The following is a 12,665-nucleotide window of genomic DNA, read 5'->3' on the forward strand; positions in this document are numbered from 1 at the left end:
CCTCCCCCGACTTAGCCTCTTTCGTCCTGACTGCCCGGTTTGGCCACCAGAAAGCGAAGGAGGACAAGGGCTGGCCGCGGCAAACGCCTGGCAATCTTTTCGAAACTCTCAAGGTCTTCCCGCGCGATCGCACGCACCACCCGCAGCGCAATGAGGTAGGTGATGGCACCGGCGATGATTGCCAGTATCAGTCCGCCAAGACCCGACACCAGTTCAAGCACGACATAGGCACTGCCCGCACAGGATGCCGCAGCAACAGCCACCCGTCCAAGCGACAGAAACATCGGGATCATCGAACCATCGAATTCTATCTTTCGGAAGATGAGAATGGTCATCGCAAGGAAAACGATAAAGCGAACGATGGCCGCACCTTCACCGCCCAACAATGGTACGAGAACGAAGCTTCCCGCGATCATCAGCGCTGCGCCGACGATACCGACAACGAGCCGTTGGCGGACAAAGTCGAGCGAGAACATATACTGCGTGCCGAGCAGGCAGAACACAAATATGGGTGCACCAAGCGCCAGAACGGTCAGGATACTGCCCGCCGGCTCAAAGGCTTCACCGAAAACTGTTGTCACAAGGCGTGGTGCGATGACGGCAAGACCGAAGCTGAGCGGCATGGTGATATAGGCAAGGTTGCGCGCAACGCTCTCGAAGACAGACACAGCCAGGCGGCCACCGCCCTGCGATTGGAGCGTTTCCGAATAGTAGGGCAAGAGGCTGCCCGTAAGCTGCACCGGGAGCTGAAGTGCCAGATTGGCAAGCGACAGCGCCGCCGCATAATAGCCAACCACTTCGACGCCATTATATTGCTGAATGAACAGAAGTTCGATGCGGTTCAGAAAGACCGAATCGATCAGGAACTGAATGGAAAGCAGTAACGACGAGTTCACAAGATATCGGTTGGATATCCCGCAGTCATTGCCGCGGCGAAACAGAATGCCGAGCGCGTATAAAAACTGAACGACAAACCCTGGAACATAGCCTGCCACCGCACCGGGGATACCGAAAAAGACAGCCCCCGCGATCACGCCTGAAAATTGCAGCAGACCGGCGACCGTCGACATCTTGAAGAATGTGCCGACACGTTGCTCACCAATCAGATAGTTCTTGGAAAATGATCCGATCGATTGAATGACGATCAGGATCGCGGTGACATGCACCACGCTGGGTGAAGTGCTCGCCCAATGGTGTTCGTCTGCTTCTGCGAAGAATAACAGATAGAATGCGAGAAACACCAGGGTCGCGACCGATACCGGTCGCAGCATCCGCGCCGCAAATCCTCGGCGCGCCTCGGCATCAAAGCCGTCGCCTTTGAGCTTGGGCAGGATCCGCAGCAGGGTTACGCCGGTTCCAAGTTCAGCGAGAAGCGATGAGGTCACCGCAATCCAGAGCGAAAAAGCTATGATCCCGTTTGCTTCCGGCCCCAGAAGACGGGCAGTGACGATCGAGCATGCGAAACCAAACAGCAACAGCGACATACCTGCGGCTGCATTCAAGACGGAATTGGTAACAATGCGATTGGCCATGAAAGATGTTTGCTCGACTGTGACGCGGCTATGGGAAACCGCGCATCGGCAGGCTTCCTTTCGTTGATAGACCGAAATCCTTAAGATTCAGACGGCCCTTTGACTGTCGTTCACACCGTATCAGCAGAATATTCGATCAACCGCCTGGTCCCAACTGTGGATTGACTGGGGATCGATGCTCTGCCTGTCGAATGCGGCGGCAGCGTCGAACGCGCCCAATAGCGAAGCCTCGTCGTCGGCGTCGTATCCCAGAACATGGTCTCGGCCGGCGGCCGCAAAACGAGGCGCCACGATTGGAAGACGGCAGTAGCTGTACTGAATCATCTTCAGGCTCGACTGGCTCAGATAGTCCGCGCCCTCGCCCGAACGGTACAAAGCAAGCCCAATATCGGCGAACTTGATAAAGGGTACGATTGTCTCGAACGGCACTTCGCCATGGACCACGATATTTCCGCGTTCGACCTCAGGCCGTGCCTTCTTGCCGAAGAGATGAAATGTCCAGTCAGGCTTAGCCTCTGCCAATATATCCAGGCGTTTCGCGTCAAACAGCATGTCGCCGACGCTGACAGCATTTGGCGCGGAGCCGTAGGGACTGATGACCGCTCGATCGAAAACAGATTTGCTGATGCCGTGCGGTAGATAAAGGACAGGGGCATCGGCCGGAAAGTCTTCTCGCATGGCCTCCGCCATGATGTGCACCAGATCATAAGCACCAATATCCCGGTTGAGGGCATCCTCGACCACCGGGTGAACATTGATCGTCTTCAGCCGGTCGGCAGCGTGATAGATGATCTTCGCAGACGGTGCGTGGCGCCTGATCCTGCGCGCCAGCAGTGGCGATGGACCACTTTCAATCAGCACATCAGTATATTCGGAGAGGCGGTCAACGACTGTCCCTGGCAGCAATCCGGCGTAGCGACGAAAGAGCGGCGTGGTCAAAGCGTTGGCGAAGGGCTGCCGCAAATTCATTGGATGAAAGGGCGCATACCAGATGAACTCGTCCAGGCCATCTGCAATGCGTCGCCACTGGTTGAGCGGCTTCTGTTTCGCATAGTCCCATCTTCCGTCCTTCAGGAACCGGCTGACGAAGCTGAGGCGGCACACAAGAAAGTCGACATGGTGACCGCTCGCGCGCAGGGAATCGGCAATGAAGTGCAAGTCGACCTTGCGCGGCGCATCTGCAAAATGCTGCCCTGTCACGATCAGCACTCTCTTCCGTTCAGACGTCATCAATGGTCCGCCTTCCCACCTGAAGCTGTGCCAAGCAGTTGTTGATACACATCCGCATAACGATGGATCACATGATCCCATGCATAATGCTCGGCATATTCCATCATCTGCCGGCGCAGACCCTCAGGATCATGCACAAGAGATGCATATGCCCGTTCGATCTCGTATGCGGCATGCGCGGGTTTGCTGAAATCTGCCAGATGGATCTGAGAATGGGTGTTCGCCAGTTGACGATAGGCCTCGTTGGTATGAAGGACGGGAACAAGTCCCGCACTCATGGCCTCCACGGCGACAAGGCCAAACCCCTCATAGTCTGAGGCAGAGACAAACAACGACGCTTTGGCAATGCGCTCCTTGATAATTTCCAGAGGAGCCGACAAAAAGAGCGCGACCCGGTTCTGCAGACCACGCTCAGCGATTGCACGCCGAACATCCTCTTCGCGCCAGTCCGAAGGGCCTCCAATAATGTCCAGCGACCATTCCGGCGAAAGCGCCGCCACGGTGTCCAGCAGGCGGTCCAGACGCTTGTTGGATGAAAAACGGCCGATTGTCAGAAGATGGCGCTGGGGCACATTTGAAGCAAGGTCTGCAAACTTCCGCGTATCCACGCCGTTCTCGATCAAGACCGACCGGCGCGCAGAAATTTTCGCAAAAAGCTGTTTGTCTGCCGCACTACAGCAGATGAGAGCGGCATAGGCGCTGGCAGATAACCGTGTCGCGGTGCTGAACCAGATCTTCTTCAGCAGTGCAAATTTCGGCGTGTGAAAGAAGCCGCCATGCGTGGTAGCCACCAGCCTCTTGCCATGGAACGGTTTTGCAAGCGCCAGTGCATCGAAGAAAAAATCGATGGCGTGGACATGGACAATGTCGGCGTCTTCAATGTGGCGAAGCACCTGAGGGGCAAGCGGATACCGGCTGCTCCCTCGCCAGGGAATACGGATTACCTCGACGTCGTCGACGATTTCGCGGTGCGGCAGCAAGGTGGATCGATCTGTGAACAAGCGGTCAAGGGTGACGACACGCACGCGAAACCCCTGGGCTGGCAGCGTGCCACACAGATTGGCGACAACATCTTCCAATCCGCCCCGGCTTGGTGCGTATTGGCGAACGACGTGGACCACAAGCGGGCGCTGATCATCGCTGGACGCGCCGAACGCGCGCGCTGCATCATTGGGCTTCATGCCGCACCTCTCCCACCGACCCTCAAAGGCCGATTTTCAACACCTACGAAAAGCCATGTAATGATTAAGATCGCGTGCAGATAGCTGGGCCGTTCGGTATGTGGCTGATGTTTCGTAAACGACGACAAGCCCGGTCGTCTATTTACGGGCATGGCGCGCATTCATTCCATCTCATTCAAGAAATATTTCCCTTCAGGAAATTTAATTTCCCTTTGTTGATCAAGTCTTTGTTCTCTGCTAATTCGATACTGCTCTAAACAATGACAGGGATGAAATTGATGTGCGGCATCGTGGGACTGTTCCTGAAAGACAGGACGCTGGAGCCAAGACTGGGCGAGATGCTGTCCGAGATGCTGATCACCATGACGGACCGTGGTCCGGATTCCGCTGGAATCGCAATCTACGGAAACCCACGCAGCGGGCAGATGAAATTCACCGTGCAATCGGGGGATCCGGATCGTGACTTCCCCGCACTTTCCACGCGGATTGAACAGGAGATCGGATCGAACGCCTCTGTCGAAATCAAAAGCAGCCATTGCGTGATCGGCGTCGACAAGGCGCAAGCAGACCAACTTCGTACCATCCTTCAGCACTTTGGACCGAGTGTTCGCCTGATGTCGAGTGGAGAAGCAATCGAGATCTACAAGGAAACCGGACTGCCAAAACACGTGGTTGAGCGTTTCTCGGTCAAGGCGATGTCAGGCTCGCACGGCATCGGCCACACTCGTATGGCAACAGAATCGGCCGTCACCACCCTGGGGGCCCATCCCTTCTCGACGGGCGCAGACCAGTGCCTTGTGCACAATGGCTCCCTGTCCAACCACAACAATATGCGCCGGGAACTCAAGCGCCAGGGCATGGCCTTCGAGACGGAAAACGATTCCGAGGTCGCCGCCGCCTATCTCACGGCGGAAATGGCTGAAGGCAACAATCTCGGAAAGGCACTCAACAACGCCATCCAGGATCTGGACGGGTTCTTTACATTCGTGGTGGGCACGAAATCCGGCTTTGGCGTTCTGCGGGACCCGATTGCCTGCAAGCCCGCGGTCATGGCCGAAACGGACCGCTATGTGGCCTTTGGTTCTGAATACCGCGCTCTCGTCAATCTTCCGGATATCGAGAACGCGCACGTCTGGGAGCCGGAACCGGCCACCGTCTATTTCTGGGACCATGCGACTGCTGCCTGACAGGACAAAGCCAATGCCGACCTTCGATCTTGCCAATGTTCCTCTACGCGATCTCAATCAAGCGCTGCATGCCATTCCCGCAGGCAGTAACGACAAGGATTTCGAAGTCCTCAATCCAAGAGGAGCCCATGCCGTCGCTGTCGGCATCGATGCTCCTGTCATTGTCGAGGTGCGGGGGAATGTCGGTTATTATTGCGGCGGCATGAATGCCGAAGGCAAGATCACCGTTCATGGATCGGCTGGGCCGGGCGTCGGCGAAAACATGATGTCCGGTTCCATATTCGTCAAAGGGGATGCCAGCCAGTATGCGGGCGCCACAGGACATGGGGGCCTGCTGGTGATCGACGGCAATGCCTCCTCGCGTTGCGGCATCTCGATGAAAGGCATCGACATCGTCGTCAAGGGCTCGATCGGCCACATGTCAGCATTCATGGCCCAGTCCGGCAATCTCGTTGTGCTGGGCGATGCCGGCGATGCACTCGGAGACAGCCTTTACGAGGCGAGGCTGTTTGTGCGGGGCGAGGTGAAGAGCCTTGGCGCCGACTGCATCGAAAAGGAGATGCGGTCCGAGCATCTGGATATTCTGACTGACCTCCTGAAAAAGGCCGGCGTCGAAGACATAAAGCCTGAAGACTTCAAGCGCTACGGGTCGGCCCGCAAGCTCTACAATTTCCACATCGACAATGTCGACGCCTACTGAGGAAGGGACGGTTCATGTCCTACCAGAATCCACCGACAACACCGCGCAAGTCAGCCACCTTCGATGATTATACGCTCTCGGAAATCCGCCGTGCCGCAACCACCGGCATCTATGACATTCGCGGCGGCGGCGCCAAACGCAAGGTCCCGCATTTCGACGACCTGCTTTTCCTTGGTGCTTCCATTTCCCGTTATCCGCTGGAAGGCTATCGCGAGCGCTGCGATACCAATGTCGTGCTGGGCTCACGCTTTGCAAAAAAGCCGATTGAACTGAAGATCCCGATCACCATTGCCGGAATGAGTTTCGGGTCTCTATCCGGGCAGGCCAAGGAGGCTCTCGGGCGCGGTGCATCTGCGGCCGGCACCTCCACCACGACCGGCGACGGTGGCATGACGGAGGAAGAACGCGGCCACTCATCGATCCTCGTCTATCAGTACCTGCCTTCGCGTTATGGCATGAACCCGCGCGACCTGCGCCGCGCCGACGCCATCGAAGTGGTTGTCGGCCAGGGTGCCAAGCCCGGCGGTGGCGGCATGTTGCTGGGCCAGAAGATCTCCGACCGCGTAGCCGACATGCGCACCCTGCCCAAAGGCATTGACCAGCGCTCGGCCTGCCGCCATCCCGACTGGACCGGCCCGGATGATCTGGAGATCAAGATCCAGGAATTGCGCGAAATCACCGATTGGGAAAAACCCATTTATGTCAAAGTCGGCGGCGCCAGGCCTTATTACGACACAGCGCTTGCGGTGAAATCGGGTGCCGATGTCGTGGTGCTCGACGGCATGCAGGGCGGCACGGCCGCAACGCAGGAAGTCTTCATCGAAAATGTCGGCCTGCCGACGCTTGCCTGCATACGCCCGGCGGTGCAGGCCCTTCAGGACCTCGGTCTTCATCGCAAGGTGCAACTGATCGTCTCCGGCGGCATTCGCTCGGGCGCCGATGTTGCAAAGGCACTGGCACTTGGTGCGGACGCAGTATCGATCGGAAGTGCTGCACTGATCGCCATCGGTGACAACGACCCGCGCCTGGAGGCCGAGTATAACGCTCTGGGCACCACCGCCGGCGCCTATGACGACTGGCATGAAGGCCGCGATCCCGCAGGTATCACCACCCAGGACCCGGACTTGTCGGCGCGCCTCGATCCCGTCGCAGCCGGACGGCGCCTTGCCAATTATCTGAAAGTCATGACGCTGGAGGCGCAAACAATCGCCCGGGCCTGCGGCAAGAACCATGTCCACAATCTCGAGCCGGAAGATCTCTGCGCGCTCACGATCGAGGCATCCGCCATGGCTCAGGTGCCTTTGGCCGGAACCAGCTGGATACCCGGAAAGGGAGGTTTCTGACCACCCGTTTCGACATCGCCAAAGTGTCTCGAAAAAATCCAAAAGGGGAACGACATGACACTGGATCTCGAAAGCTACGCCAAAGAGCGTGGCATCAAGTATTTCATGATCAGCTTCACCGATCTTTTCGGTGGGCAGCGGGCAAAACTCGTCCCCGCTGCAGCGATCAAGGGCATGCAGGAGGATGGAGCCGGCTTTGCCGGTTTTGCCACATGGCTCGACATGACACCGGCGCATCCGGACCTCTTCGCCCTGCCCGATGCGTCCTCCGTCATCCAGTTGCCGTGGAAGAAGGATGTCGCCTGGGTCGCTGCGGATTGCTATATGGAGGGCAAGCCGGTCGAACAGGCACCGCGCAACATTCTGAAAAAACTGCTCTTAGAGGCCCAATCTGAAGGTATGCGTGTGAAGACCGGCATCGAGGCCGAGTTTTTTCTGATCACGTCTGACGGAAGCGCCATTTCGGATAACCGCGATACGGCAGAAAAGCCCTGCTACGACCAACAGGCAGTGATGCGCCGTTATGACGTGATCGCCGAGATCTGCGACTATATGCTCGAGCTGGGCTGGGGCCCCTACCAGAACGACCACGAGGACGCCAACGGCCAGTTTGAAATGAACTGGGAGTTCGACGACGCGTTGAAGACGGCCGACAAGCACTCCTTCTTCAAGTTCATGGTCAAATCCATCGCGGAGAAACATGGCCTGAGAGCCACGTTCATGCCCAAACCCTTCAAGAGCCTGACCGGCAACGGCTGTCATTGCCACATCTCGGTCTGGGATCTGGATGGGAAGACGAACGCCTTTGCCGACGACGACGCCGAGTTCGGCCTCTCCGGCCGCGGCAGAAATTTTCTTGGCGGCATCATGGCCCATGCCTCGGCAATTGCGGCGATTACCAATCCAACAGTCAACTCCTACAAACGCATCAATGCGCCGCGCACGCTATCCGGTGCCACCTGGTCGCCCAACTCAGTGACCTGGACCGGAAATAACCGCACCCACATGGTCCGTGTTCCAGGGCCAGGGCGCTTTGAACTGCGCTTGCCCGATGGTGCAGTGAACCCTTATCTGTTGCAGGCCGTGATCATCGCCTGCGGCATCAACGGCATCCGTTCCAAAGCCGATCCCGGCCCGCACTACGACATCGACATGTATGCAGAAGGCCACACCGTCAAGGACGCGCCGCGTCTTCCACTCAATCTGCTCGATGCCTTGCGCGAATACGACGGGGATACGCTGTTGAAGGGCGCAATGGGAACGGAATTTTCCAAGGCCTATCTTAAGCTCAAGACCGACGAATGGAACGCCTATGCGGCACATTTCACCGAGTGGGAGCGACAGACGACGCTCGACATATAGTGAATGGCCGACACCGCCTCTCCATTTGCGAATTCGCAATCCCTGATTTGGCGCCGGACCTTTCCGGCGCCTTTTGATTGGGATAGATGAAATCGCGTGATCGGACGCGAGGGAGAAGCAAACTGATGACAACTTATGTACTGACGGTAGCATGCAAGTCGACCCGAGGCATCGTCGCCGCCATTTCCGGCTTCCTGGCAGATCAGGGCTGCAACATTATCGATTCCTCGCAGTTCGATGATCTCGATACCGGCATGTTCTTCATGCGCGTAAGTGTCGTGTCGGAAGAAGGCGCAACGCGTGAATCCATGCTACCCAAATTCCAGCCGATTGCAGATCAATTCGGCATGGCGTTCGATGTCCACGATTCCGCACAGCGCATGAAGGTGCTGCTGATGGTGTCGCGCTTCGGGCACTGCCTCAACGACCTGCTGTATCGCTGGAAAATCGGGGCACTGCCGATTGATATTGTCGGCGTCGTGTCGAACCATTTCGAGTACCAGAAGGTTGTCGTCAATCACGACATTCCGTTCCACCACATCAAGGTGACCAAGGAAAACAAGGCCGAAGCCGAAGCCAAGCTTCTGGATCTGGTCGAGCAGACCGGCACCGACCTGATCGTGCTTGCCCGTTACATGCAGGTTTTGTCCGACAGCCTCTGCCGCAAGATGTCTGGCAGGATCATCAACATCCACCATTCCTTCCTGCCCAGTTTCAAGGGTGCAAACCCTTACAAGCAGGCCTATGAGCGCGGTGTTAAGCTGATCGGTGCGACTGCACACTACGTGACCGCCGATCTCGATGAAGGTCCGATCATCGAACAGGACACCGCGCGCGTGACCCATGCCCAGAGCCCGGATGATTACGTCTCGATTGGCCGGGATGTGGAAAGTCAGGTGCTGGCGCGCGCAATCCACGCCCATATCCACCACCGCACCTTCATCAATGGCAACAAGACCATTGTCTTCCCGGCAAGCCCCGGCTCCTACGCTTCCGAGCGCATGGGTTGAGCCCAGACACGTTTTAGCAGATACGAAGCAAGTGGATGCCGCGCGTCACAGGATGGACGCGCGGCTTTCCTTTGCTAAGCTGTGCACACGCCGCCTCTCGGCAGAGATCTGAGGAGACACACATGCCTGACACCACTCTGCTGGAGCGGACCGACCTGCCAAGGCCGGATGTCACCCAGCACCAGGCAGCAGACCTGCTGAAGACCTATTACAAAATTGAGAATGCTGAATTGCGCGAACTGGGGAGCCAGCAGGACCGCAATTATCTGGTCGAGGCCAATGGCGGGCGCTTCGTTCTCAAGGTCTGCCGAGCCGAATATTCAGTGGTGGAGCTTGAGGCACAGAATGCGGCCATGCACCATCTGGCTGGCAAGGAGGGTATGCCGAAGGTTCCCATGCCACTGAGCGGCGCCGGTGATGCAGAGATCATACCCGTTGAGGTGAATGGCCAGTCCTACAATATCAGGCTCCTCACCTTTCTCGACGGCGAACAACTGACCCGCCGCAAACATCTGGCCGAACCCACACTTCGCGCGCTCGGCGAAGTCTCGGCGAAGATGGCTCTCGGCCTTGCAGACTTCAGCCATCCGGGACTGGAACGCGATCTGCAATGGGACCTGCGCAGGGCCGGACCAGTGGCCTTGAAGCTGCTTGCAACGGTTTCCGACAGCAAGAAACGCGACAGCATTGCAAAGGCCATGATTTCTGCAGTTCGCCGTATTCAACCGCTGGCGGCGAGCTTCCGCGTTCAGGCGATCCATCAGGACGTGACAGATGACAATGTCGTCAGCGCCAGTGACGGGGACGGGCACCTGATCCCTTACGGTGTGATCGACTTTGGCGACCTGATCGACGGCTGGCTGGTTGGCGAACTGGCCGTGACCTGCACCGCCCTGCTCCATCATGCCGACGGCGATCCCTTTTATGTTCTGCCGACGATTGAAGCCTTCTGCGAGACCTATCCGCTCAACCCGTCGGAGCTACGCGCACTCTGGCCGCTTATCGTCGCCCGTGCCGGCATCCTTGCCGCCAGCGGCGAGCAGCAATTGTCCATCGATCCGGACAATGAATATGTGATGTCCAACATCGCTCATGAACGGGAGATCTTCGAAACCGCCACATCCGTGCCGCTCTCGCTGATGGAAACGGCCATTCTTCTGGCAACCGGCATGGCGGAGGCGCCCTCTGAACCCTGGATTGGTCGTCTTTTGCCCGAGGTCGAGCCGCAATCCTTCGGTCTCACCGACCTGTCGGTCACCAGTGAGGATTTCGTCGGCGACAACTGGCAGGATCAGGAAATAGACTGGAAGCTGCTCGCCAAGGCAGCAGCCGATACCGGTGCTGCATCCACGCGCTACGGCGAACACCGCCTGTCCTACACCAAGCTTCATTCTGCACGCGAACCTTCAACATTTGCGCTGCATGTGGATATCTGCCTGCCAGCGGGGACCAGGGCCGCGGCACCTTTTGCCGGCACGATCAAGAGGGACGGCCAGCATCTCATGCTGGCAACCGACAACCTGGTTTTGCATATCTACGGCCTCGACTGCCCGTTGGAGACTGGCACTGCAGTGGATGCGGCGGACAGCATCGGCGTGATTGCGGGTGCACAGGGTGCTGTCGGAGGTCTCAGACTGCAATTGTGCCGCGATGCCGATCTGATACCACCATTGTTCGCGCGGCCGTCGCATGCCGACACCTGGTCGAGGCTGTGCCCTGATCCGTCGGCACTGCTTGGTGTGGACCTGGCTGCTCCAGCGCTCGACAGTGCCAAGCTGCTTGAACGCCGCGACGCTCATTTTGCCAAGCCGCAGAAACACTACTATGCGGTTCCACCGGAAATAGAGCGCGGTCGGAAGGAGCATATGTTTGCAACGACCGGACGCGCCTATCTGGATATGGTCAACAATGTCGCCATTGTCGGACATGGCGATGAACGTCTGGCGCGCGCCGCCGGCCACCAATGGCGACTTCTGAATACCAATTCCCGGTTTCATTACGCCGCCGTTGCAGATTACGCGGCCCGTCTCGCCGAACTTGCGCCAGACGGACTGGACACCGTCTATCTGGTCAACAGCGGATCTGAAGCCGTCGACCTCGCCTTGCGGCTTGCCTGGGCGCATACCGGCAAACGCAACATGGTAAGCCTGCTCGAAGCCTATCACGGCTGGACCGTCGCAAGTGACGCCGTCTCAACATCCATCGCCGACAATCCTCTGGCGCGCGAGACACGCCCGGACTGGGTTCATGCGGTCACGGCGCCCAACACCTATCGCGGTCCCTTCCGTGGGAGCAATTCGGTCGCCGGCTATGTCGATGCCGTGAAATCAGCGCTCGACCGTATCGAAGAGGCCGGAACCGGCCTCGCCGGCTTCATCTGCGAAGCGGTTTACGGCAACGCCGGCGGCATTCCCCTGCCGCAAGGCTACCTTCACGACGTCTACGCTCTTATTCGCGCCCGCGGCGGTGTCTGCATCGCCGATGAGGTCCAGGTCGGTTTTGGACGACTGGGCCATCATTTCTGGGGCTTTGAACAACAGGATGTGGTCCCGGATATCATCACGGTCGCCAAGGGCATCGGCAACGGCCAGCCACTGGGCGCCGTCATCACAACGCGCGAAATTGCCGAAAACCTTGAGCGAGAAGGCTATTTCTTCTCCTCATCCGGCGGAAGCCCTGTCAGTTGCGCAGTGGGCATGACTGTCCTCGACATCATGGAAAGCGACAAGCTCCAGGACAATGCACGGATCGTGGGAGATCACTTGAAGTCACGGCTGGAGGCGATCGTCGATCGCTATCCTCTCGCTGGCGCAGTGCATGGAATGGGGCTTTATCTCGGCCTGGAGTTTGTTCGCGACCGGGAAACGCTTGAGCCGGCAATGCAGGAAACCGCCGCCATCTGCGAGCGCCTTCTGTCGCTTGGCGTTATCATGCAACCAACCGGCGACCACTTGAACGTCCTGAAGATCAAGCCGCCGCTCTGCCTCAGTCAGGAAAGCGCGGATTTCTTCGCCGACATGCTGGAAAAGGTCTTGGCCGAAGGGTGGTAACAGGACAAATCTGCGTCGATTGCTGCCTGTCGATTCTATCCCCTGTCACAAATTAGGGCTAAGACTTGCG

9 protein-coding genes are annotated in these 12,665 nt (G+C 58.0%); 6 read left to right on the forward strand and 3 right to left on the reverse strand.

Going from position 1 to position 12,665, the window contains the following annotated elements; genetic code table 11:
* Nucleotides 1–11: 11 nt before the first annotated feature.
* The 3 genes from ACWPM9_RS22230 to ACWPM9_RS22240 form a co-directional block, all read right to left on the reverse strand.
* Nucleotides 12–1,532, reverse strand: coding sequence for a lipopolysaccharide biosynthesis protein (locus tag ACWPM9_RS22230; protein WP_484758031.1), 1,521 nt, complete (start codon nucleotides 1,530–1,532; stop codon nucleotides 12–14).
* 120 nt (nucleotides 1,533–1,652) lie between these two features.
* Entirely contained in the window at nucleotides 1,653–2,762 is a 1,110-nt protein-coding gene (locus tag ACWPM9_RS22235; protein WP_484758032.1) for a GumK N-terminal domain-containing glycosyltransferase, read from the reverse strand.
* On the reverse strand, nucleotides 2,762–3,943 hold the full coding sequence (locus tag ACWPM9_RS22240) for a glycosyltransferase family 4 protein (RefSeq protein WP_484758033.1): 1,182 nt from the start codon (nucleotides 3,941–3,943) through the stop codon (nucleotides 2,762–2,764). The genes ACWPM9_RS22235 and ACWPM9_RS22240 overlap by 1 nt, the downstream gene beginning before the upstream one ends.
* A 278-nt stretch (nucleotides 3,944–4,221) precedes the next feature.
* Here ACWPM9_RS22240 and ACWPM9_RS22245 point away from each other — a divergent pair, with 278 nt between their 5' ends.
* The 6 genes from ACWPM9_RS22245 (at nucleotide 4,222) to ACWPM9_RS22270 (ending at nucleotide 12,595) form a co-directional block, all read left to right on the forward strand.
* A complete protein-coding gene (locus ACWPM9_RS22245; RefSeq protein WP_484758156.1) occupies nucleotides 4,222–5,130 on the forward strand; it encodes a class II glutamine amidotransferase in 909 nt (302 codons plus the stop codon).
* A 13-nt stretch (nucleotides 5,131–5,143) separates the two neighbouring features.
* A complete protein-coding gene (locus ACWPM9_RS22250; protein ID WP_484758034.1) occupies nucleotides 5,144–5,830 on the forward strand; it encodes a protein GlxC in 687 nt (228 codons plus the stop codon).
* A gap of 14 nt (nucleotides 5,831–5,844) precedes the next feature.
* A complete protein-coding gene (locus ACWPM9_RS22255; protein WP_484758035.1) occupies nucleotides 5,845–7,173 on the forward strand; it encodes an FMN-binding glutamate synthase family protein in 1,329 nt (442 codons plus the stop codon).
* A gap of 54 nt (nucleotides 7,174–7,227) precedes the next feature.
* Nucleotides 7,228–8,535 (forward strand): type III glutamate--ammonia ligase, encoded by a 1,308-nt coding sequence (gene glnT, locus ACWPM9_RS22260; RefSeq protein ID WP_484758036.1) that lies wholly within the window; start codon nucleotides 7,228–7,230, stop codon nucleotides 8,533–8,535.
* 125 nt (nucleotides 8,536–8,660) lie between these two features.
* Entirely contained in the window at nucleotides 8,661–9,545 is an 885-nt protein-coding gene (purU, locus tag ACWPM9_RS22265; RefSeq protein ID WP_428189077.1) for a formyltetrahydrofolate deformylase, read from the forward strand.
* Between the two features lie 122 nt (nucleotides 9,546–9,667).
* On the forward strand, nucleotides 9,668–12,595 hold the full coding sequence (locus ACWPM9_RS22270) for an aminotransferase (RefSeq protein WP_484758037.1): 2,928 nt from the start codon (nucleotides 9,668–9,670) through the stop codon (nucleotides 12,593–12,595).
* The last annotated feature ends 70 nt before the right edge of the window (nucleotides 12,596–12,665 follow it).

This window comes from Agrobacterium sp. H141 (assembly GCF_057158725.1).

What these genes read in the sequence shown, in the direction of transcription:
- purU (WP_428189077.1), top strand. Translation starts at nt 8,661, where the DNA reads ATGACAACTTATGTACTGACGGTAGCATGCAAGTCGACCCGAGGCATC.
- ACWPM9_RS22255 (WP_484758035.1), top strand. Translation starts at nt 5,845, where the DNA reads ATGTCCTACCAGAATCCACCGACAACACCGCGCAAGTCAGCCACCTTC.
- ACWPM9_RS22230 (WP_484758031.1), bottom strand. Translation starts at nt 1,532, where the DNA reads ATGGCCAATCGCATTGTTACCAATTCCGTCTTGAATGCAGCCGCAGGT.
- glnT (WP_484758036.1), top strand. Translation starts at nt 7,228, where the DNA reads ATGACACTGGATCTCGAAAGCTACGCCAAAGAGCGTGGCATCAAGTAT.
- ACWPM9_RS22250 (WP_484758034.1), top strand. Translation starts at nt 5,144, where the DNA reads ATGCCGACCTTCGATCTTGCCAATGTTCCTCTACGCGATCTCAATCAA.
- ACWPM9_RS22245 (WP_484758156.1), top strand. Translation starts at nt 4,222, where the DNA reads ATGTGCGGCATCGTGGGACTGTTCCTGAAAGACAGGACGCTGGAGCCA.
- ACWPM9_RS22235 (WP_484758032.1), bottom strand. Translation starts at nt 2,762, where the DNA reads ATGACGTCTGAACGGAAGAGAGTGCTGATCGTGACAGGGCAGCATTTT.
- ACWPM9_RS22240 (WP_484758033.1), bottom strand. Translation starts at nt 3,943, where the DNA reads ATGAAGCCCAATGATGCAGCGCGCGCGTTCGGCGCGTCCAGCGATGAT.
- ACWPM9_RS22270 (WP_484758037.1), top strand. Translation starts at nt 9,668, where the DNA reads ATGCCTGACACCACTCTGCTGGAGCGGACCGACCTGCCAAGGCCGGAT.